Origin of the sequence: Sporosarcina oncorhynchi (genome assembly GCF_033304615.1) — a bacterium.
Lineage (GTDB): Bacteria > Bacillota > Bacilli > Bacillales_A > Planococcaceae > Sporosarcina > Sporosarcina oncorhynchi.
The window spans coordinates 496,659-519,269 of record NZ_CP129118.1 but is presented as its reverse complement, the minus strand read 5'-3'; the positions used below and the strand labels follow the sequence as shown (position 1 = coordinate 519,269).

Sequence of the window (22,611 nt, the reverse complement as noted above, 5' to 3'; positions counted from 1 at the left end):
TGGGGATGACATTGGTTGTGTTGCGCCAGGCAGCACGCATACACATTGCATTTGTCAACGGCTTTCTGCGGTAGCGGAGCGAGGGTGTCCTTCCCGAGTGAGCATAAGGAGCTGAAAGCCGTTGACAAATTGGATGCACCCGGACCCTCTTGGCTTGGAACAAACAACGTTTGTTCCTGCCTGCCAGCGAGGGAGCCCCCTCAAAACTGAGGGGATTGGGGGAGTTTTTAATTAGCAGATGTATGCTTTCAGTAGATTTGTACTTTTGTAAGGATATATAATCTTTTGGATTGAAAAAGCGGATCTCCAGGTGGAGAGTCCGCTTTTTATCCGATGAGATTAGGTGTAATCATTACTGATTACTCAACACGCCTTATAAAAACGAAATAGACTCAGCTCAAATTGCTTTGTGTAAAACATGTAGATTCCCTGAGTACGTTCGAGATTTTATGTTTTGCAGATTCCATATAGTTTCGTAATGTTTTATGCGGTTTTGGAGGCGGATATGAGGTTTTGTGGAATTATATGAGCTTTTAGATGGAAAAAGCGGACGCCCGGTTGTGGGGGTCCGCTTTTCATTTTAGAACCTGAAGGCTTTTCGCTGGATGGCGAGGGAGCCGATGATGTAGGCGATGAGTGACAGTACGATTGGGAGTGTTACTGTGTGTACGCCGAATAGGTTGCCGTTTGCTGCGTTGTAAAAGTGGATCGCGATGTAGCTAATGATGCCGGTGAGCATGCTGAGTATGGCGCCGTATTTGTTGCCGTATTTCCAGTACAGTCCTAGGACGATTGGCCAGATGAAGGCGGCCTCTAACCCTCCGAAGGCGAATAGGTTCAGGAAGATGAGCAGGTCGGGTGGCTGCAGGGCTAGGAGGAAGACGATGATTCCTAGTATGGCTGTGACCCCGATGCTGATCTGTTTGACGCGTTTTTCGGGTGCGTCGGGTTTGATGAAGTTGATGTAGACGTCTTTGACGACTGCTGAACTGACGAGCAGAAGCAGTGAGTCGACGGTGGACATGATGGCCGCCATTGGTGCCGCGAGGACGATGCCTGCGAGCCAAGGAGGCAATACTTCGAGCGCGATTAGCGGAATGACTTTGTCCCCTACGTCAATTCCGGGTAATACGGGACGCGCGAAAATGCCGATGAGGTGCATGTTGAGCATGATGAAACCGGTGACGATTGTGCCGATAATGAGTGCGCGATGCATGGCGCGGGAGCTTTTATAGCTCATTGCGCGCACGGCCATTTGCGGAAGTCCGACGACACCGACACCGACGAGTATCCAGAAGGAGGATATGTAGGCGGGAGTGAGTGTGCCGTCTCCCCCGTATGGCGTGACGAGTCTCGGGTTTTCATTGAGCAAATCTTGCATGATGGCTGGTACTCCCCCGCCGGCGATGATGACGCCGATGAGGAGAATTGTTGTTCCGATGACCATAATGGCGCCTTGGACGGCGTCGGTCAGTGCGACTGCGCGGAATCCGCCGATTGTCACGTAGACGAGGACGGAAATCGCGAAGATGAAAAGCGCTGTTGTGTATTGCAGTCCGGTAAGCGATTCGATGAGCCGCGCGCCGCCGACCCATTGTGCGGTCATGGCGGAGAATAAGAATATGATAATGGCAATGGCTGATAGAATCGCAACGGACGGGCTGTTGTAGCGCGCTTTCAAGAAGTCGATCATTGTGATGGCGTTGTATTTACGTGCTAGGATGGCGAATTTCTTTCCAAGGATGAGTAGGACGAAATAGCCGGTGACGACTTGGCTCATGGCTAAAAGAATCCAACCAAAGCCGACTGTGTAGGCGGTTCCTGGTCCGCCGAGGAAGCTGGATGCGCTGCCGTATGTGGCGACCATTGTCATGGCTAGAACAAATCCGCCGAGTTCGCGTCCGCCAAGGAAGTATTCTTGGAGGAATCCGCCGCCTGAACCCATCTGTTTGGATGCGATGAAGCCGATGGCGAAGATCGCGATTAGGAAGATGAGCAACGGAATAATGACTTGGATGTTCATAGCTTCGGTAATTCCTCCTTTTGTTGGTCAGGTTCGGCTTCGAGTGAGACTTCGGTTAGGAAGAATTTCGTGATGATGATAACGAGTATGGACATTAAGATAAAACCGACGACACAGCTGTAGAAGAACCAGTCGGGCAGACCGAATGTGTATGTGTATTCTTCGGGCGGGCGGTTGCCGAGTCCAAAGGCGAAGCCGAACCACCAGATGAAGTTGAAGATGGCGAGTGCGACGCCGATCCATGCTTCTTTATGGGCGATTTTGAATCGTGGGTCGGGTGTGTATGTGTCTGGAGTTTTTTGATTGATTGACATGCTGTTGGCTCCTTTCTGATTTGTGAGCGATTTGTGTCGTTGGATTGATTATACAGGATTGAGGGGTGGATGGAAGAGGGTTTTTCGGGTACAGCGAGGGATGGACTCAAATAGGTAAAAACCCGCTTGATTACTTAGCGGGTTTTCATCTTGTATTGATTATAAATTGATAGTAGCTTTGATGAACGCGGGTCTGTATCCAGCTCCTTTCTCAGGATTAGGACTGAGGACGACGCTATATTCCAGGCTTAAGGTGACAGCACCTTTTGAAACGGAAGCTGTTAAGTCGATGATTCTGCTTTCCGGCAGGATGAATCGCGTGTCCCGGATAAGTGTATCCATCGATTTGTTGATGCCTTCTCCGCCGCTAATAACAGCCCAAGCGGATTCGACTTTTTTGTCGGTTGGCCAACCTAGTTTAATATGTGGACTTTGGGCCGTTGGATTAGGAATTTCGATCGTCATTTGATTGATGGAGACTTCGAGTTCTGTCCAGTCGTTTATGACTTTTTGCATATTCGTTAACGTGTCAATTAGTTTTGACGGTTTATACGTTTTATCGAGCTTTTGAATAGCATCCATTTTTGCTTTGGCTGCGAGATATAGGACGCGCGCTTCTGTGGCCGATTTTGCAGTCTTAATTTTTCCTGGCAAGTTGTTAATAGCTTCAATTGCTTCTGTTTTAGCTTTGTTAATGTCTTTTTGCCATTGACCGATGACAGCTTGCTGTTCGTCCAGAATCCGTTCGTATTTTGGGATGTCGTAAAGTTTCGATGTAGGCGTGTCTAACTTTTTCAGTCTGTTCACTTCATTGAATGCTTCCGCCCATACGCCGAATGCAGCCATTGCATTGTCGGATGCTTTGATGCGATTTGGCAGTTCTGTGAAATATTTGTCTGTTTGTTCATGTGGCAAGCCCGGATTTAATCCTGGGAAAGGAATGAGGTTAAATTCAGTGACGGTTACTTGAATGATTGCTGTAAATGCTGTTTTGTCGACAGCTCCCTGTACGTTGTAAATGCCCGTCTTTCTGAAATCGAAAGGAGCTGTATTCCACGTGACATTATGTGCTTGTAATGAATTATTGTCGTATTTCACGAGTACTGTTGCAGGCAGTTGCGGGATTTGGATATTTGTAATGGAAATACCGTCTATACTTTCGACTGATACCGGGAGCGGGTCAGGGACTGGAACCGGGACGGGAATGACTGGGTCTGGTTGTGGATTCGGATCCGGTTTTGGGTTCGGGTCAGGCTTTGGATTCGGGTCGGGCTTTGGATTCGGATCTGGTTTTGGGCTCGGGTCAGGCTTTGGATTCGGATCCGGTGTTGGATTCGGGTCTGGTGTTGGATTCGGATCCGGCTTTGGATTTGGTGATGGTGCCGGATTCTTCTTGGATGCATGATGTGCTGCGATTAGGAATGATGCGAATTGAGCACGTGTTGTCTGTTCGCGTGGACGGTACTTTTCGACGGATGTGACGTTGTTTTCGGAAAGGATATCGATATACGGTCTGTATTCGGCTGTAGCTAAGTTGTTGTCGGTCACTTTTGATGAGACGCCTGGGACGTTTTGCAGATTGAACGCATTGACGAGCACTTTGGACATTTGCTGTCTCGTGATGAAGTCTTTCGGCATCAGATTGTTGTTGCTTCCATTGAATATGTTCGCTTGTTTCACGATGAGTGAATAGCGATAGAGTTCATGATCAGGATAGTTTGCGGGTACGTCGTTGAACGGCTGGACGTTTGCCGTATCAAATTCCGCCAGGTCTTTTCCGCTCGTTTTGACGACGTATTTCCCGAGTGCTTTTACGACATGCCCTCTGGACAGTTTGGCATTCGGTTTGAACGTTCCATCTGAAAAGCCGGTCATGAATTCCAGTTCCATTGCAGCCATGATGCTGTGATAATGGCTATTCGATGGACTGACATCTGTGTAGGTTTTCTGTGCTGCTGCTGATGGCATGGATCCTATTGGACTGAACAGTGCGATGAGTAGTATGGGGATTGCCCACCAGCTGAGAATCTTTCTTTTGCATGGCCACTTCATAGTTTTCTTCCTCCTTAAAATATGAATCTTTCTTATCGTATCGGGTGGAGGTTAAGTTGGCGTTAAGTTTTTGGGGATTTTTTGGGTTTTGGAGTTTTAGTGGATGCTTTTGGACTTCTGGAGGGGCGTTTGGAGTTTTAGGAGCAGTTATGGACTTTTGGAGAGGCGTTTGGAGTTTTGATGGTGAGTTTGGAGTTTGTGTTGTTATGATCGCGGGTGATTTGAGTCGGAGGGGATATTTGGCGCGCTGAATGGTTTTTACAAATTAAGCGGTTGGCTTTTGGACTTTTGCGGGCTCGTTTGGACTTCTGCGGGGAGTTATGGACTTTTGGAGGGGCGTTTGGAGTTTTGAGGGTGATTTTGGAGTTTGTGTTGTTATGACCGCGGGTGATTTGAGTAGGAGGGATTATTTGGCGCGCTGAATGGTTTTTACAAATTAAGGGGTTGGCTTTTGGACTTTTGCGGGTGCTTTTGGACTTTTGGTGGGAGTTATGGACTTTTGGAGGGGCGTTTGGAGTTTTGAGGGTGATTTTGGAGTTTTAGAAAACAGCGAAGTAAAACGCTCCTTGTTGGAGCGTTTTTAGATTAGGGATTGTTTGCGTTGTATATAATGTGAGGTTCTTTTTTCACCTAGTTTTTGCAATCCTGACTTTTTAAGGAGCGTACGTGCGACATTTTGGTTCGCTAATCTGGTGAAATACCGGAATTCCCGGTTGGTAATTGTTGGTTGGATGAGCATGAACCATTCGCCGATTGTGTGTAAATGTTCTACTTTTCCTTTGTGCCCACATTGACAATTCCACTTCTCTCTGTTCCATTTCATGCCGAGTTGAAGGCAAGAGGGACATAAGACGCCAGGCATTATATCGGATGGTTTTATTCCATAGCGGGCGACAAGTGGAAATGGATTATATTCTTCATGGTGTTTGGCCAGATCGATTGCTATGTTGTGGATACTTTCTTCATTAAGCGTAGAAGACTGCGTAGAGAGTGATTCAAGATATGCGGGTGCTTCATCAGTGGATAGGATTTTCATGCCCGGATTAGGAGATTCAAAGGATAGTTCGTTTGTTTGTGCGAATGTGATGAGGCCTTCAATGTGAGGCTGGATATTTCTTTTATTTAGCCACTTTTCAAGGTGTTGGATTTTGCGGTTTACTTCATTAATAACGTTCGGTCGTGCTTTGCGGTCGCCGTTTTTATAGACTTTGATGAATTGGATTGGATTTTTGGTGACGACTGTTTTTTCGGCGTAGTTTTTCACTTCGATGACAATAAAGGCGGTGGGTGTAATGAGGAGTGAGTCAATTTGAAAATACACTCCGTTGATGTGCAGGTAAAGATCATTCAGAAGTGCGTATGGATGGGTCGGATTGTAGTCGGTCATATAGGTATCGAGCTCGAGTTCTCCTGCGTAGCCTGCCCTTGAGCTATACAGTTCTTTTTCGATGATGTTCTTTTTTGTGTGATTGCGTGGTAGCCGTTTGTTAAGTGCCTGGAGTGCTTTGAGTATGTTTGGCATTGTACGGTTTTTATAGATCATTTTTATCACCTCATCGTTAGTTTAGCGGGGAACCGGCTACAAAGGAATGGTTTTTGATAAATTGGATTTTTGATAGGATTTCATATGGAGAAATTGAATTTTGGTTTCATTCCGGAGATCGCGGGATTTTTTATGTTAGTGAATTTACGAGTCGCGCTGAATGGTTTTTACAAATCAAAGGGGGTGGCTTTTGGACTTTTGCGGGATCTTTTGGAGTTTTAGTGGGAGTTATGGACTTTTGGAGAGGCGTTTGGAGTTTTGATGGTGAGTTTGGAGTTTTCTCTATTATGATCGCGGGGGGTTTGGGTTGGAGGGATTAGTTGGCGCGCTGGATGGTTTTTACAAATCAAAGGGGGTGGCTTTTGGACTTTTGCGGGATCTTTTGGAGTTTTAGTGGGAGTTATGGACTTCTGAGGGCTCGTTTGGACTTTTGGTGGTGATTATGGGGTTTTAGGTTTGGAGACATGAAAAAACCGCTCTTTTGGCGGTTTTTAGAGCGTGCAGTATTGGTAGATGGCGGCGGTTGCTAGGCAGTCGCCGATTGCGTCGTGTGCGTCGTGTTCGATTTGTAGGTAGTCGGCGAGTGTGCCGAGTTTATGATTGGGTGTTTCGATGATTTTTTTGCGTGCGAGTTTTACAGTGTCGATGACGGTGTATGCTGGGATGCTGATGCCTTCTAGGTTGTCTAATGCGTAGAGGAAGCCCATGTCGAAGGAGGCGTTGTGTGCGATGATTGGTAAGTCATCGATGAATTCGAGAAGTTCGTCGATTTTGTTTTCGATTGTGGGAGCCCATTGGACCATGTCGTTTGAGATGCCTGTAAGTTTGGTGATTGTTGCCGGTATATGCCGTTCGGGATTGATGAATGAATTGAGTAGGTCTGTCTGTTCGTGATTAATGTATTTGAGGGCCCCGATCTGAATGATGCGGTCTGCGCCAGCGCGAAAGCCTGTTGTTTCAAAGTCGAGGACAACATAGTCATGTACGGCTTTAGTCGTTGTTTTATATTTTCTTTTTTGGGAGGCTCTCCGAGCGTTCCAATTTTGAATGTCTTCTTTTTTCTTTATTAGTTCTGAAGCCTTTCGGTTTGGGTTCATCTTGGATGCACATCCTTTTTCTTTTCAGCTGATTACGCAGTGTTTCATTATTCAATTCCCTATTCCAGTGTAAATAAACAGCCTTTCCGATTTGGAAAGGCTGTTTATTGTTGCTGTTAGATTTCGATAGCTACGAAACTGCCGGCATTAATGGTTTTGAAGTTGATTTTGCCGTCTTTGTCTGACTTTTTGTTTTTTACAACCTTACTATTTGTAACCATATTCCAGACATTAAACTTCTTGTTACTATTCACTGACATCGTAACCTCAAAATTATTATTATTCAGTGCTGTTAATTGTTGCTTTGCTTCTCCGATTCCGCTCCAGAATGTAATTGTATACAGATCGGATACGGCACCGAGAGTTGCTGCATCATTTTTTGCAACAGAGATTGTAATGTCTGTGTTAATACCCTCCAAATTGTTTTTATTAAGAAGGATAACTGTACCGTCTTTTTGGATAGTGATAGCGTTGTTAGCATCAACAATCTTTGCTAGGACAGCCGCACTAATTTCGATATCAGCTTCACCATCAAAAGATGATAAATCTACGCTAATGTTACCATTTTGACCAACGATATTATCTTCCGTTAGTGTGTAGACATTTCTTTGTGGCTCTTCGACTTCAGGTTCAGGGATTGCTGCGACAGTTACTGAAACAGTTGCAGTGAAGTCACCGTTTGTTACTGTGATTGCAGTTTGGCCAGGGCCAACTGCTGTGATTATTCCGTTTGCGACTGTTGCGACTGCTTCATCGTTTGACGTGAATGTTGATGTTGCTGTGACGATTTCGTCACTGGATGTGCCGTCTGCTTTTGTTATTGTTTGTTTAACCGTCAGTTGGTCCGAGTCACCTACTGTAAGCGCAACTTGGTCTTTATTGACAGTGAATGTGATTGTGTCTGGAACTTCCGGAGTTTCAGGTTCTGCCGGTTGCTCAGGTTGTTCAGGTTGTGCTGGTTCGCCAGTTACTTCTAGGTAGACGAGTGTGACTTCGCCGTCAGGAAGTACGACGCGGACTTGTGTCTTGCCTGGATTATGTGCAGTGACAAGACCACGTTGGACTTTCGCCAATGTGTTGTTGACGACGTTGAATTGTGCGTCGATTGTTGCGTCATTTTTAGTTGATTTGCCTGATGGAGTGACTGTTGTCTTTGTTACTTTTAGTTGGAATTGCTCTCCTGCCGCCATCGTCAACTTCTTTTTGTTGAGGCTGTAAGTGATGACGTCTTGCGGAAGTTTTTCTACAGTTACGTAGACATAGATTTTTTCATTGTTCGTTAATGAGATTTCAACTTGTGACATCCCTACTTCTCTTGCAGTGACGAGTCCCTTTTTGACTGTTGCTACTGTGTTGTCGATGACCTTGTACGATTGAAGGCCTGTTACGTCTCTTTCTGTGACGTTGCCGTCAGGTGTGACTGTTGTTTCTGTGACATACAACTGTTCCTGGTGGCCTTCGCCTAGGTTCAGGTGGTTTTTATTCACAGAATACGAAATGCTGTTTTGTGGTGTCGGTTCAACTTCCACGTAGACGAAGATTGTTTCTTCACCTGGAATGAGGACACGCACTTGTGTTTTACCAACTTTTTTTGCTGTGACAAGTCCTTTTTGGAATGTCGCAATTTTGTTATTTACTGCGTTGTAGCGCATTTGGCCAGTGACGTCTTTTTCTGTAACTGTACCGTCAGCTGCTACAGTTGTTTTCGTTACATATAGTTGTTCTTGCTGATCGACACCTAGCTTCAGTTGTGTTTTATTGACGGAATACGTGACTTTTTCTTCACCGATTTCTCCGTCTTTTTTTGCAACTTCCACTGCTACCGTAGCTGTGAACTCTTTGTATGTGACTGTAATGTTCGTTGTGCCTGCAGCAATCGCTGTTACATTGCCGTTTGTTGCTGTTGCGATTGTTGCGTCAGCTGATTCGAATGTCGCTTCAGCTGTGACGTCTTTTTCTTCTTTTGTGCCGTCTGGTTTCGTTGTTGTTTCTGTTACTGTCAATTGCTCAGCATCGCCTACTTTAAGAGCAAGTGCTTCGTGATTGACTGTGTACGTTACTTCATCTTCAACTTGGTCGCCAGCGTTATAGATGACTGCTTCAGCTTTATTGCCTGCTGCGTCTTCGTATTTCACTGTTACTGAGTTGTTTTTCTTGTCGAGTTCAGGAAGTTCGAAAGTGAATGTACCGTCCTGTTCGAGTTTGATTGTTTCAGTAGCGACGACTTCTTCGCCTTCTGTTACTTCATACTTCGCTTTAAGTTTCGTGTTAATGTCGTAACCCATACCGTACCCAACTAGTTCTGCTTGGTACTGAATATATGCGTCTTCGATTGCACCTGTTGCCGTTGTACCTTCGATTGCGCCTGTTACTGTTCCAGCTTCGGATTTAACAACGACCGGTCCAACATAGTCACCGATGACAGGCGGATTGCCTGATACCGTTTCTGCAGAGAAGTCGATTGTATACAAGCCGTCAGGAATTGTTGTTGCCGGCGATGCATCCCATGGCGAATATTGTCCACGGACTGGAAGCTGGTAAGAACCTGCTCCTAGACTTGAAGCTGCGTGTAAATAGCCGATATAGCCGTCGCCATATGCTCCGCCTTCAGGATCCATGATATCCCAGATTTCAATGAAGTTGACGCCTACGTCACCTGTGATTGTGAATGTAAGCATTCCTTCGTCTTTCACACCGTCGCCATTAAAGCTTAGGTCTGGTTCAGAGATTGCCATGTTTTTCACTTCGGCTTCAGGTGCCCCGCCGAAATCTGCTGCGAATGGCAATGAAGCTGTTGTGCTGCCACCTGTGATGTGAATGTAACCAAGAACTTCATCACCAGGTTTAGCGTTTGAATTTGCAGATGCTGTTAATGTGACGTTTAGTGTTTCTTCGCCAGATAGTGTGAAGCTCGGTTTGTCGATTGTGACTGATGCGTCACCGAACCCTTTTAACATTTCAACTGTTGCGTTATATGTGCCGCCGCTGCCGTTCTTGTTTTTCACGACGATTTGTTTGACGACTGAGACGTTTTCTTTAAGAGATTGAGGACCGAATGTGACGGTACCTTTAATGTTTTCAACCGTTTTCCCGTCATTATTTGCTGTATCTTGTGCATACGCAAGAATTTCAGGATGTGCCGCTTGGTATGCCTGTACGCGGCCTGCACCTTGTGCGAAGACATCGTACTTGCCAGTATCAAGAACTTTGGCTGTGTTGGATAGTGCGACTTTGACGTCGAAAGCGTTCCACGATGGATTCGCTTGTTTCACGAGTGCCGCGATTCCAGCAATATGTGGTGTAGCCATGGAAGTACCTGTTTTACGCGTGTAGGCTTTTTCGTAAGTAGCTTCCGGGTAATCTGCTTTGTACATTGGAATTGTTGACATGATGTTTGTTCCTGGTGCTGCGACGTCTGGTTTGATGTCGAAGTTCGGTGTGGACGGTCCACGTGAACTGGAGTCGTTTACTTCGTCGCCTGCTGTTAATGTTTTATCAAAATTCGCGAAGGAGATTGTCCCTTCTGCTTGTGCAAGTGCTGCACGGATTGCTTCGCCGTCCGTTACGGACATATCGAATGTTGGGATGAATTCGAATGCGTCACCAAGGAATGTGCCGGATGGGCCTGGTGCGTTCGATCCGCCCGAGAAGTTATGGACGATAATGCCGATTGCGCCTTTGTCTTTGGCTGCTGCGATTTTGTCGACGAATGCGATTTCACCGCGGGAAACGAGTGCGATTTTGCCGCTTACGTCAACGCCTGCGTAATCTGCAGGTTTGCCGACGCCTGGTACTGCGACTAGTGCATAGTTGCCGTTAAGTTGTGTGGCAAGGTCTTGTCCAAATGTTGTACCCATTAGATTTAGTTTTTTAGAGAGATTGTAGTCTCCGATTGTGATTGTTGCGTCAGTATTGTAATGTGCTTCAGGGTTTGTTGTGTTCGCTACTGCGATGCCGAGACGGGATGTGGACGGTGTGCCCATTGTGCCGCGGTTCGGACCTGAGTTTCCTGTAGCGATGACTGAAATTGTCCCAGCCAACATGGCGTTGTTGATGGCAAATGATGCGCCGTCTGTTTCGGAGTTTGCTCCGCCGCCGAGTGATAAGTTGATGACATCCATGCCTTCGATAACTGCTGTGTCGATGGCTTTGATGATGCCTGATGTGGAACCACTTCCGTATGCGCCGAGTACGCGGTATGCGTAAAGGTCGACTTTCGGTGCAATACCTTTAATGCCGTATTCGTTATTGCCGATTGCTGCGATTGTTCCTGCTACGTGTGTACCGTGGGAAGTATAGAAAGCGCTTCCATTCGCATTGAATTCTGGTTTGTTGGATGGACGATCCATTGGTGATGTTTCAGATGCGTCGTCATCTGCACGTGGTCTCGCGTAATCGGAGCCAGTGTGCGGTACGAAGTTTTTACCGCCTTTATAGATCCCTTGGAAGTCCGGGTGGTTTGCATCGATTCCTGTATCAAGGACTGCGACTTTAATGCCTTGGCCTTCGATTCCTTCAGCCCAAAGAGCGTCGATGCCGAGGAAGCCGATGCTTGTGTCCATTTTCGCTTCGACAATGGCGTCTTTCGCTTTATCTTTCAGTTTGTTGTCTGAAGGAAGCGGTTTTTTTAAGTTGTTCTTTGTTGCTGCTAGGCTTTTTGATTTATTGTCTTCGTAAGCATGTACTTCTGTGTCGGGCTCAACAAGTGTGATGCCGTCGATTTCTAGAAGTTTTTCAATGTCATCTGCTTTGACAGTTCCAGATACACCGTTAAGAACTGTGTCATAGCTGAATCCTTCACTGAACTGAATGCCTTTGATGACCATTTCTTTTTTCGCTCTGATCTGCTGCGTGCGTACTTTCTGTTTTACAGCTTGTACTTCAGCACTGGAGATGGATTTACCGGCAAGATTCTTGATGCCTGTTTCCAATCCTACAGATGGTTCCGAGAAGTGAATGATAACAGGAACTAATTGGTTCCCTGTTACGTTTTTAAGTTGGTCATGAAGTTTGGCGTCGCCCCCAAGCAAGTTGAGTTGTTCGGCGATGGCTGCTTTCTTTTGAAGTGTGCTTTCGCTAGGAAGGTTTTCTTTGAAAGCTTTTGTTAGTGCTGTCGCTTCAGTTGGATTGTCGGTATCTGCGCTTGTTGACGCGAGTGCCGAGAATGGAGTGGCAAGCGATAGAACTAGGATGAGTGCTAAGAATGTGCTTAGCAGTTTAGTGAAGTTGTGCTTTTTCAAATTCCAATTCCCCCTTGGTAGTTTAGTAGATTGTACCTTTCCCAACATATCATAGGGTGATTATTTTGAAAATAGCGATTGGTGTCGAATGTATCGATTGTTCAGAAAAATCGTTCAAAGGTGCCGGGAAATTTAACTGCAGGTAGTTCATAGGCGGCAGGTGATTTTATAGAATTGTGTGATATTAGCTATTTTTTGAGCTTGGGAGTTTTGGGTTGTTAGATGGTGGAAATTTGGGAGAATTGGATTTTTGGAGTTTTGCGGGGGAATTTGGAGTTCTGCGGATAGTGATTGGACTTTTGGTGCGAGATTTGGCGTTTTGCGGGCTGGTTTGGACTTTTGGAAGAGGATATGGACTTCTGCTGGGCGCGGAGGAGATTAAGTAGTAGGAGTTCTTTGGCGCGCTGAATGCACTTTACAAATTAATGGGTTGGGTTTGGACTTTTCGGGTGAGGTTTGGACTTTTGCGGGCTGGTTTGGACTTTTGGAAGAGGATATGGACTTCTGCTTGGTGTGGACGCGGGGAGTTTTAGATAGTAGGAGAGCTTTGGCGCGCTGAATGCACTATACAAATTAATGGGTTGGTTTGGACTTTTCGGGTGAGGTTTGGACTTTTGCGGGCTGGTATGGACTTTTGGAAGAGGAGTTGGACTTTTGCCCGGTGTGGGCGCGGGGAGTTTTAGATAGTAGGAGAGCTTTGGCGCGCTGAATGCACTTTACAAATTAGTCGTTGGGTTTGGACTTTTCGGGTGAGGTTTGGACTTTTGCGGGCTGGTATGGACTTTTGGAAGAGGAGTTGGACTTTTGCCCGGTGTGGGCGCGGGGAGTTTTAGATAGTAGGAGAGCTTTGGCGCGCTGAATGCACTTTACAAATTAGTCGTTGGGTTTGGACTTTTCGGGTGAGGTTTGGACTTTTGCGGGCTGGTATGGACTTTTGGAAGAGGATATGGACTTCTGCTGGGCGTGGACGCGGGGAGTTTTAGATAGTAGGAGAGCTTTGGCGCGCTGAATGCACTTTACAAATTAGTCGTTGGGTTTGGACTTTTCGGGTGAGGTTTGGACTTTTGCGGGCTGGTATGGACTTTTGGAAGAGGATATGGACTTTTGCTTGGTGTGGGCGCGGGGAGTTTTAGATAGTAGGAGAGCTTTGGCGCGCTGAATGCACTTTACAAATTAGTCGTTGGGTTTGGACTTTTGCAGGGCTTTTGTGTGATTGGTTACATAGGAAAGAGCCCGGCCTTGGAGGGCTGGGCTCTTTGGGTTGTTAGAGTTCTGGGTCTTTTAGGAAGTTTTTGCTGATGTGATTGGATGGTTCGTATTTTTTGAGTTCGTAGCCTTCTTTTTGTAGCCATTCGATGATTTTGGGTAAGGCAATGGCGGTTTGGCTACGGTCGTGCATGAGGACGATGATTTGTTTTTCGCCTGCTTTGGCTTGTTTCGTGACGCCGTCCTGGACGTTTTTGACGATTTGGTCAGCTTGTGTGTCTTTGTACTGCCAATCGTTTGAATCGACGTTCCAGTCCCACATTTTATAGCCTTTTGTCTTCAGACTTTTTTGCATGGCTGGTGTAACATGCGGAACGCTGCCGTATGGAACGCGCACGAGTTTTGACTGTTTGCCGGATTGTTTCGCTAGCAGGTCTGCGGCACCGCTCATTTCCGCAATGAACCCGTTCGTAGATTGATAGACGAGTTTCTGATTGTGGCTCATGCTATGTGTACCGATAGAATGATCGCTTTTCGCCATCTTTTTGACAATGGATGGCTGGTGTTTCATTTCATTGCCAATGAAGAAGAATGTCGCTGGTGCTTTGTATTTATTCAACGTATCGTTATTTTTTAATGTGAATTGGTTCGGGCCGTCATCGAATGTCAAATAGACAACCGCTTTTTTATTCGGATTCGCTGGTTTTGATGGTTTTGTAGGCTTCGCAGGTGGAGCCGGTTTGGCCGCCTCGATTGCTTTTTTCACCATCAATTCATATGCATCATGATTCATATGTTCGTAGTCGTCGCGATAGATTCGGATTGTACGGATACTTGTGAAGTATTCCATCTTGAAGCCGATTTCCCGCGTTAGGTATTTCACGCTGATGAAGAGGTTGCCGTCAATCTCAACAATCGGCTTCCATGCTTCTACAGTGCCATCTAATGTCGTCATTCCTGTAGCGGCATCAAAAACGAACTGTTTCCCGTATTTATCGATTGTTGTTTTACCGTCTTCTGTAGTCACTGTTAGATAAAAGGTCTTTTCCATATCTGTAAGCGGCACTTTCGTGTCTCCGTCAATGACTCGGATATCGTTGATTGGCAAAATACGGTCATGTAGACCGATGGCGCGTTCACCGTTCCCAACAGCCGCTTGCGCTTTCCCGGTTCCAATTGTCATGAACAGCAACAAGCCAAGCGCAATAGCTAGAATCGAATACATTTTTTTCATCTATTTCTCCCCGTTTCGTTTAAAGATTATCTCTCTTTCACTCTATTGTCTGTCTGTTAATTATAGAAGTCTAGGGGTATTCAATTGTGTTGTTTATTCGAGAAAACCATATTTTAAATAGTTCTTCCAGCCGAATGTGCGCCACTGGTTCTTTGTTGGTATTTCCATCGGGAACGGCAGGAAGACGCTGAATGGCGTTTCGAATTGAGCGATGTTTTTGTTGTAGATAACGACATCGTCTTTTTCCAACCCTTCCGTTATTACAGCGCGTTTAGACACTTCGAATGGTGTCGCTAGTTGTGTACGGATTCCTTTTCCGGTCTTGTCCAGTTTCCAAGCAGTGGCCTGCTCATTGTGCGGGGTATCGAGCCAGTGCAATTTCACCGACACAGCGTCCGCTTCGTTGACGATGATTGTTGCGTTGACATTTGCGCCGAACGGTAATGCCGTCAACTCTTCTAGCGGTCCAATGCCGATTTCATAGAATTCTAGTGGGTTGCCTTCTTTTACAGCGGGTTCGAGCTGTTCGAATGCTTCCTGCCACCTTGAATCCGTTGCTGGAATTTCAGAAACAGATTGGACGGATCCATCAATGACCGTCGTCAAACCGTTCTGTTGAATACGGACGAGATTGCCAGGTTCAATTTTTTGCCATTCTTCAAGTTGCGCATACGTTGTAATTACTTTTGTCGTGCTGTAGATATCTGCGGCAAGTTTGTATCCGTGCCGATCAACCGATGAAACGATGCCGTTAACTGGGCTAACCATAGCGGGACGTGATTCGTTTTGCGCAAGTTGTGCTTGTAAGACGGTCAGTTTACGTCCAATTTCCGCACGTTCCCGTTCCGCTTCTGCAATGGCTTGGGCAAATGCACCGTCTTGTGAGACGTCAACTTGGACATCAACGGTCAGGTCAATATCGGAGTTGTTCGGTGATTCAGTCGTATTCACGTTTGTCGTGCTTTTTTTGGCGTTTCTACGGTCAGCTTCTAAGTTATAAAGTGTCGATTCGATTTCGACTTGCTGTGCGTAAAGCGCGTCCTGTTCCGCTTCCCATGCCGCGAGTTGGCTCTCTGCACGTTCTGTCTGTAATGTCGCGATTTCATCACCAACCTGCACGTGATCGCCTTCCTTCACGAGCCATGTGTCAATGGTTTCGTCGTTGCCGACATAGACGGTGTAGATCGCTTCGGGTGAGACGAGTGCTTCTTTGGGAAGTTGTTCTTCAAAGTGGTTCGTCGTCATGCGTTCGTACTGGTGGACATACAATGATTGTGGGACGGTGCTTTTTGGTGAATACAGCAGATGGACGTTCACTGCGATGAACAGGCTTATGATGATGGCGACGGTAATGGACATACGTTTGTTCATATTAGAAGCCACCTCCAAAAACCGAATTGAATAAAGCGTCGAACGGGATGAATGCGATGGCTGCGGTGACGAGTGCCATTGCGACATGCAAGCCGATTAACATCCATAGATGCTCTCTCCGTTTTCCATCAATGATGAAACCGCGCAGGAAACGGTATTGCACTGTGATGATGAGCGCACTGAAAATCGTCAGCTGGTTCATGAACAGGATGAGGTACCAGTTATCCATAATCGTGACAGCGAGCGGGCCGAATGATAGGAACGACAAACTAACAGTCGATCCTTTAACGGCGAAGACGATGAACAGAAGTGCTTTCTCCAACAGCAATAAGCCCGTAACGAGCAGTTGGAGCGGTACGAGTCGCTTGTATGGGATTTTCGTTAGCAACGATAGGATGTAAGCGACACCGAATAGATGGAATGCTATGTATATAACTGCCCAAATAATCGTACCTGCAAGTGACGCATATCTTGCGATTATGTAGTCGGACGTTGACATTGTCGTTAGTAAAGCGGTCAGTGATTCGGCGTTCATCCCCCATAAACTGCGAAGAGCAAAAAGAATGAGGCCTGTGATGAAAAGGATGGCGAGTCGTCTGTTGAATTGCCGCATCTCACCTGTTTGTATATCTGTTGCAAGGTCATGAGGTCTGGTCACATAGTGCCAAAACCTGTAATCAAAAAACATGGCGACGCTCCTTTCTTCTATTTAAATGGGGTTTGTAATGGAACTACTATCTTCTACTCTATCAAATCCATTGGATTATTCAATGATACCAAAGGAAAAACGATGATCTATGTATACTTTCCATTGTAACCGTCGAGTCTAGTTATGGATAGTGATTATTGACTTCCAGTGTGTATATTTGAGCCTTTATGCCTTTATTAAAAGCATTAACTTTTTCCTGCCTTCGTTTCTGAAAAACATAGTCACACTGCTAAGTAGGTTCTTCGTATCCCAATGGAAATAGGAGCTGATGAGCATGGATGAAAAGAACAGGCATCGATTTACCTTGGCGGATTTCTTGTTCGGCGTAACCGGATCCACGTTATTCGTATTGGCGTTACATTTTCTCACAAACTAAATGGGCCTTCCTATGTATACCCTATTTACTATTTTTGAAACGGGACGCAAAAAAACACTCATCGTGAATGATCGACGATAAGTGTTTTTTAAGTAGTTTTCATCAAAATTCATGCAATCCTTCCGTCAGCTGAGTAAACAGTGCTACATTGTTTGTTTCAAGTGCATAGTCTATCATGCGCAGGCTGTTTTGCGCTTCGAGTTCTTCGATGAGCAGTGCCGCCTCTTCAGTGACGACTGCCAGCATCGGTATTTTTAGATTTAACGTACCTTCTAGTAAGGTCGTAAGGTGAAGATGCAGGTCTGAAATTAGCAATAGCTGGTAGAGCGGTAGTCGGATGAAGCGACTTCCCCGTTGGAAGACGAACACTTCTCCGAGGTTTTCGACTTGCAGGCTTTTGACATTGACGACGATTTCTTTCCCTTCCGTCGGGACAAATTGGTAGACTTCACCGCCTTTAATAATGGAGAAATATTGGTATGCAAACACGAGGCGTAGACGGAAATCTTCCTGACTAGTGAAAAATGGTCTCATGCGTTGAACAGAAAGCATTTTAATCCCCCTCATTGAATATTCCGATTATTTATAGTTTATCATAACCTCTCGTACTTTGTGAATGATTTGTTTCTATCTTATTCGGAGGAGACTTATAAATTGCTTCTGTTTTACAAGTTTATTTTTTCTTTTGACCGGCTGTTCAATAAAAATGACATACGCCGCGGCTCCATACCGGCATCCCGTTCGTACAATTTACAGATGATATCATGTTCTGTCGCAGTGCTTTGAAGAATGATTAACTCATCAGTTTGATAGTCAGCGATGAGCATCTGTTCATCGCGTAACAGAATGGTTTCGGAATGCCTGAAAGCAGGTTGTTCGTGTACGGATTCCCCGCGGAGACTGCGTTCTTGCCTAACGTCCTGCCTCCAGTAGATGGACTTGCGATATAAGTCTGGCATATGTACAGTCAATATTTTCATCTTTCCTCCTCCTTCTTGTCCTCTATTTTCACATAGTGTATTTTTCTGTTCGTTATGTTCAAATCATTTCGAATTGAATTCGTTTACGATTGCGCCCCGCAAGCATTATAATAAAGGGAATGCTTATTTTGAGGAGTGACCCGATGTACATGACAGTAGAACGTGTTTCTTATTTGCATGAACATGAAATAGATGAATTTATGAAAGCAATCAAGCATGCATTCCGTCCGGATGATCAAGATGATGTGCAGATCATCCGAGATGCGGTGGCAATCGTCCGTAAAGGTGTACAGATTGAGTATAAATCCGCGAATGATGGAAGAAGGATTGACGCTACGTTTATAGAAGCCGACCATGTGACTGTTCAACTTTATCCTCTTAAGCAGGATGCGATGTGTACATGCATTCATCCTGGTTGGTGCGTACATAAAGTTGCTGTCATATTCCATCTGTATTCTCAGTTCAACTCGTTGACGGAATGGTTGCATGACTGGCAGCGGAGGGAAATTGAGCAGATGGTTTTAACGATTTCAGAACGTACGCCGGAAGCATGGAATGATGTGCTCGATCGACTGACGAAACCTCTTTACAAACTGGCACCGGGTGAAAACCCGAATGTGTTCATCCATGAGACGTCTCTTATGGATCAGAAAGTGATTCCTTTATATCCGTTCGAATGGGAGTGGAAACCTCTATTTGAACTGTTTTATAGATTGCATTTAGTCGAAGCGGCTTGGCCGTATTTGCAAGGTCATCTCGAAGGGGTTAAGCATTTGTCATATCGCGAATGGCAAGTGAAGATGTGGCTGACCGAACAAATTGACAAGATTAATGACCAAGTTCAATCGCTCAGCAATAAACTGCGGCTGTTTGAGACGGATGCCTTCTACAAATCTCTCGAGGAGAATGTCCGAAGGTTCATCCTAAACAGTGACGGGTTGTTCGAATCAAGGCTCGACATCTATTCGAGTGTGTCGGAGCTGTTGTATGTCGATCCAGCCACGCAGAAAAAGGAGCTCGCTTTTCTTCTGGAAACGGACGATGTTGATGCACCGTTTTTCGCAGCCTACTTCCATTTAACGCAAGGCGATGTACAAGCTCTTGCGGAAGTTGCTGAAAAAGTAGGCGGTGAGCTTGTCGATCATTGGTTACCGCTGGCAGACTTTGCAACGGATCTTGATGAGATGGAGTCATTGCGCATTATTATGGAAACGATTTACCCGCATATTGGTGCGTATTTCCACGAGATTTCAATGTCGACGGACAAATATCATTTCATCCGCCTAATTGATGGCTTGCTTGAAATTGCCGACTTTACGGAAGCACGCCGTGAAGAATTGTTCATGGTATACGGCGAATCGGGTGTGAGTACATTTGGCGACTTCCTGATTGAACGGGAACGGTTTTCGGAATGGGCTGCGCTTATGCACCGATATGATATTCCGTATGACGGCATTGAATCGGATACGATGCGTTTCGTGCTGTCGAATGATCCTGCAGCAGTCATGCCCCTTCTTCATGTGTATGCGATGCGTTTCATTCAGGAGAAGAACCGACATAGTTATCGCCGCGCCGTCCGGTTGTTTAAGAACATGAAAACTGGCGCAAAGAAAAGTGGCAAAATCGAGTTCTGGAACAATTACATCGACACGGTGCGTGAACAGTTCAGACGGTTGCGCGCATTAGCTGAGGAAATGGAAAAGGGGAATCTGAATCTATGAGAAAAATGGATGCATTGAATCTACTTTTCCAGTTGAGTATCCACCGGGGGGCGGATGGAAGCTACGAAGTTTCCGCAATTGACGGTGCCAAAAGGGTCGTCTCCCCTGCACGCTTGTCCACATTTTTGTTTTTCATGAATGAACAGGCATTGTACGGATTATTGTCATCAACAGATGACGAAGCGGTGTATTTGAATACGAATGAATTTTTGCAAGTGTTTGCCGGTAAAACACACCCGTACGCAACGTTCAGCGGCTTAACGACTACTGACGATGAACATCTGACTGCTTTGAAGGAAGCCGCTGATGTGTGGAACCGTTCCGATTTCTGGGAACACGCTGAGCTGGACGCAGGCGAAATACGATTTGACGTAGAAAAAATCGGGATTTCTGATCTTACTGCGATGGTTTTGCATGATGCGATTAAAGAAAAAATACAAGCTTCTGCCATTCAACTCGATCAGTTGCCGGCGTTATTGCCGCATCTTCGCAAGTTTGGTTGGCCGGGTGAGTCGGTTTCGACCATTCCGGTGCGTGTGGCATTCCGTTTAACGGAGCCTGCTGAAGATGGTCATACAGAATGGTTGCTAGAGACGGTGGTAGTCAGTGAGCGCGGTGCACATTGGACGCCTGCTGCGCGCAAGGTGAATGCACCGATTGAAGATGCGTTGCCCGCGAAATGGAAAGAGTATGCGACAGAAATTAGTGAAAAGCAGTCCGAAATGGTGTCATTTTTACGTTCGACTGAAGTGGAACCGGGCCAGCGCTTTTTGTCGATGCCAATGTCCGATCCGGAAGTGCGTCAGTTCATTCAAGAGGATTTGCCGGTGTTTCAGTCTTTTGGCTATCCGGTTATATTGCCCGCTTGGTTGAAGACGGTAACTGAATCCAAGATGCGGGTGCGGACGAGTGCGAATGTGCAGTCGTACCGTTCGGCTGCTGGACTCGATGAAGTACTGTCGTTCGATTGGAACTTCTCGCTTGCAGGCAAGGAGATCGATCAGGATTCGTTCCGGAAGATGGTTGATGAGAATCGGGAGTTCATCCGTTCAGGTGATGAGTGGTTCCATATCGATCCTCTTTGGCTTAAACGGATTAAAGAGCTAATGGAGCAGGCGGATGCGGGTGAATGGACGGTGAAGGATCTGCTGTTCCAAGAGATTCCTGAAGAAATTGTCCCGATTGAAGATGATAGTGAATCGGATGATCCATTGCTTGCGTTTTCGATGAAGCAGTCATTGCGTGAATACGTGGAGATGGTATCGGATAAATCCGGTCTCCCTGCTGCTGGTATACCGGAAACGCTGCAAGCTGAGTTGAGACCCTACCAAGTTGAAGGGTATAACTGGCTTGTTTTCATGCGAGATAATAAGTTTGGTGCATGTCTCGCGGATGATATGGGGCTCGGGAAAACCGTTCAGCTCATTACGTATTTGCTGAATGTCCATGCGCGTCCCGAGACGTCTTCTCCTTCGCTCATCATTTGTCCGACGAGTGTGCTCGGCAACTGGCAAAAAGAAATTGAACGGTTTGCGCCGTCACTTTCGGTGCACACGCATTATGGTCCTTCGCGGGCGAAAGACGAGGAGTTCGTGAAATTGCTTGCGGAGAGCAAACCAGATGTTATTTTAACGACGTACGGAACGGCGACGCAAGATGATGAAACACTTGGTAGCACGGTGTTTGCGAGTATTACACTCGATGAAGCGCAAAATATTAAGAACATGCAGACGAAACAGTCACGGGCGATTCGTAAATTGCATGGTGTACATCAGATTGCTTTGACAGGGACGCCGATTGAGAATAGATTGTCCGAGCTTTGGGCGATTTTCGACTTTATTCATAAAGGGTATTTCGGCAGTTTCCGGACGTTTACGGAGCAGTTCATCATTCCGATTGAACGGGATGATTCTGAGCTTGAAAAACGGAAGTTGCGGGCAAAGATCCGTCCGTTTTTATTGCGCCGGACGAAAAATGATCCTGATTTGCAGTTGAATCTGCCTAAGAAACTTGAGCAGAATGAATATGTAGCGTTGACGACAGAGCAGGCGGCGTTATACGAAAGTTTCATAGAAGATACGAAGTTCAAGTTGGAAACGTTAACCGGCTTTGAACGTAAAGGGCTTATTTTGAAGATGTTGAGCCGACTGAAGCAGTTGTGTAACCACCCAGCATTGTTTTTGAAGGAACCTAGTGCTCCTGCTGAGCAAATGCTTGGACGGTCGATCAAGCTGGACCGGATTGTTTCGATGGCTGCTGAAATAGCGGCGAACGGTGAGCAATGTCTCATTTTCACGCAGTACATTGGTATGGGTCAACTGATTCGTCAATGCTTGTCCGAGTTGCATGATATCGATGTTCCGTTCCTATCGGGAAGTATGCCGAAGGGACAGCGGGATCATCTCGTGGAAGCATTCCAGGCTGGAGAGTTCCCGATTTTCATACTATCGCTGAAAGCCGGTGGAACTGGATTGAATTTGACAGGTGCGAATCATGTCTTGCACGCGGATCGCTGGTGGAATCCTGCCGTTGAAAATCAGGCAACAGACCGGGCTTACCGGATTGGACAGACGAAGTTCGTCCATGTCCACAAATTCGTCAGTGTGGGAACCATTGAAGAGAAGATTGATAAAATGCTCGTCGAGAAAGCTGCGTTATCGGCAGATCTGATCCAGTCGAGCCAGTGGATTACAGAGTTGTCTGATACAGAATTGGATGACTTGCTGACTTTTGAACGATAATCGT

The 22,611-nt window shown here is 46.0% G+C and carries 13 protein-coding genes; 2 read left to right on the top strand and 11 right to left on the bottom strand.

The genetic code is table 11. The features are described 5' to 3' along the window. Window positions 1-580 precede the first annotated feature (580 nt). The 11 genes from panF to QWT69_RS02570 form a co-directional block, all read right to left on the bottom strand. Window positions 581-2,023: a sodium/pantothenate symporter gene (panF, locus tag QWT69_RS02620; RefSeq protein ID WP_317968697.1), complete on the bottom strand. Its 1,443-nt coding sequence runs from the start codon at window positions 2,021-2,023 to the stop codon at window positions 581-583. After that, on the bottom strand, window positions 2,020-2,337 hold the full coding sequence (locus QWT69_RS02615) for a YhdT family protein (protein ID WP_317968695.1): 318 nt from the start codon (window positions 2,335-2,337) through the stop codon (window positions 2,020-2,022). The genes panF and QWT69_RS02615 overlap by 4 nt, the downstream gene beginning before the upstream one ends. A 159-nt stretch (window positions 2,338-2,496) precedes the next feature. After that, complete coding sequence (locus QWT69_RS02610) at window positions 2,497-4,389, bottom strand: S-layer homology domain-containing protein (RefSeq protein ID WP_317968693.1); 1,893 nt, start codon at window positions 4,387-4,389, stop codon at window positions 2,497-2,499. Window positions 4,390-4,969: 580 nt separating this feature from the next. Continuing rightward, window positions 4,970-5,932 (bottom strand): nuclease-related domain-containing protein, encoded by a 963-nt coding sequence (locus QWT69_RS02605; RefSeq protein ID WP_317968691.1) that lies wholly within the window; start codon window positions 5,930-5,932, stop codon window positions 4,970-4,972. A 491-nt stretch (window positions 5,933-6,423) separates the two neighbouring features. Continuing rightward, the gene (locus tag QWT69_RS02600) at window positions 6,424-7,029 is read right to left on the bottom strand and encodes a 3'-5' exonuclease (protein WP_317968689.1); all 606 of its coding nucleotides are present in this window, start codon (window positions 7,027-7,029) and stop codon (window positions 6,424-6,426) included. Between the two features lie 116 nt (window positions 7,030-7,145). Then, window positions 7,146-12,269, bottom strand: a complete 5,124-nt coding sequence (locus QWT69_RS02595) for a S8 family serine peptidase (RefSeq protein ID WP_317968687.1) — start codon at window positions 12,267-12,269, stop codon at window positions 7,146-7,148. A gap of 1,264 nt (window positions 12,270-13,533) precedes the next feature. Next, window positions 13,534-14,709 (bottom strand): polysaccharide deacetylase family protein, encoded by a 1,176-nt coding sequence (locus QWT69_RS02590; RefSeq protein WP_317968685.1) that lies wholly within the window; start codon window positions 14,707-14,709, stop codon window positions 13,534-13,536. Between the two features lie 93 nt (window positions 14,710-14,802). Beyond that, window positions 14,803-16,080 carry an efflux RND transporter periplasmic adaptor subunit gene (locus QWT69_RS02585; protein WP_317968684.1) on the bottom strand — a complete coding sequence of 426 codons (1,278 nt, stop codon included), beginning with the start codon at window positions 16,078-16,080 and terminating at the stop codon, window positions 14,803-14,805. 1 nt (window position 16,081) lies between these two features. After that, window positions 16,082-16,768: a hypothetical protein gene (locus tag QWT69_RS02580; protein WP_317968683.1), complete on the bottom strand. Its 687-nt coding sequence runs from the start codon at window positions 16,766-16,768 to the stop codon at window positions 16,082-16,084. Window positions 16,769-17,267: 499 nt separating this feature from the next. Then, window positions 17,268-17,717 (bottom strand): transcriptional regulator, encoded by a 450-nt coding sequence (locus tag QWT69_RS02575; protein ID WP_317968682.1) that lies wholly within the window; start codon window positions 17,715-17,717, stop codon window positions 17,268-17,270. 113 nt (window positions 17,718-17,830) lie between these two features. Then, the gene (locus QWT69_RS02570; RefSeq protein ID WP_317968681.1) at window positions 17,831-18,145 is read right to left on the bottom strand and encodes a hypothetical protein; all 315 of its coding nucleotides are present in this window, start codon (window positions 18,143-18,145) and stop codon (window positions 17,831-17,833) included. Window positions 18,146-18,288: 143 nt separating this feature from the next. On the opposite strand from QWT69_RS02570, the gene QWT69_RS02565 reads away from it, so the two are divergent. Together QWT69_RS02565 and QWT69_RS02560 are read left to right on the top strand one after the other, a co-directional pair. Continuing rightward, on the top strand, window positions 18,289-19,866 hold the full coding sequence (locus QWT69_RS02565) for a hypothetical protein (protein WP_317968680.1): 1,578 nt from the start codon (window positions 18,289-18,291) through the stop codon (window positions 19,864-19,866). Next, window positions 19,863-22,607: a DEAD/DEAH box helicase gene (locus tag QWT69_RS02560; RefSeq protein ID WP_317968679.1), complete on the top strand. Its 2,745-nt coding sequence runs from the start codon at window positions 19,863-19,865 to the stop codon at window positions 22,605-22,607. The genes QWT69_RS02565 and QWT69_RS02560 overlap by 4 nt, the downstream gene beginning before the upstream one ends. The last annotated feature ends 4 nt before the right edge of the window (window positions 22,608-22,611 follow it).

Excerpts from the sequence above, each read along its gene's own strand:
- panF (WP_317968697.1), bottom strand. The coding sequence starts at position 2,023 with ATGAACATCCAAGTCATTATTCCGTTGCTCATCTTCCTAATCGCGATC.
- QWT69_RS02615 (WP_317968695.1), bottom strand. The coding sequence starts at position 2,337 with ATGTCAATCAATCAAAAAACTCCAGACACATACACACCCGACCCACGA.
- QWT69_RS02610 (WP_317968693.1), bottom strand. The coding sequence starts at position 4,389 with ATGAAGTGGCCATGCAAAAGAAAGATTCTCAGCTGGTGGGCAATCCCC.
- QWT69_RS02605 (WP_317968691.1), bottom strand. The coding sequence starts at position 5,932 with ATGATCTATAAAAACCGTACAATGCCAAACATACTCAAAGCACTCCAG.
- QWT69_RS02600 (WP_317968689.1), bottom strand. The coding sequence starts at position 7,029 with ATGAACCCAAACCGAAAGGCTTCAGAACTAATAAAGAAAAAAGAAGAC.
- QWT69_RS02590 (WP_317968685.1), bottom strand. The coding sequence starts at position 14,709 with ATGAAAAAAATGTATTCGATTCTAGCTATTGCGCTTGGCTTGTTGCTG.
- QWT69_RS02585 (WP_317968684.1), bottom strand. The coding sequence starts at position 16,080 with ATGAACAAACGTATGTCCATTACCGTCGCCATCATCATAAGCCTGTTC.
- QWT69_RS02580 (WP_317968683.1), bottom strand. The coding sequence starts at position 16,768 with ATGTTTTTTGATTACAGGTTTTGGCACTATGTGACCAGACCTCATGAC.
- QWT69_RS02575 (WP_317968682.1), bottom strand. The coding sequence starts at position 17,717 with ATGCTTTCTGTTCAACGCATGAGACCATTTTTCACTAGTCAGGAAGAT.
- QWT69_RS02570 (WP_317968681.1), bottom strand. The coding sequence starts at position 18,145 with ATGAAAATATTGACTGTACATATGCCAGACTTATATCGCAAGTCCATC.
- QWT69_RS02565 (WP_317968680.1), top strand. The coding sequence starts at position 18,289 with ATGTACATGACAGTAGAACGTGTTTCTTATTTGCATGAACATGAAATA.
- QWT69_RS02560 (WP_317968679.1), top strand. The coding sequence starts at position 19,863 with ATGAGAAAAATGGATGCATTGAATCTACTTTTCCAGTTGAGTATCCAC.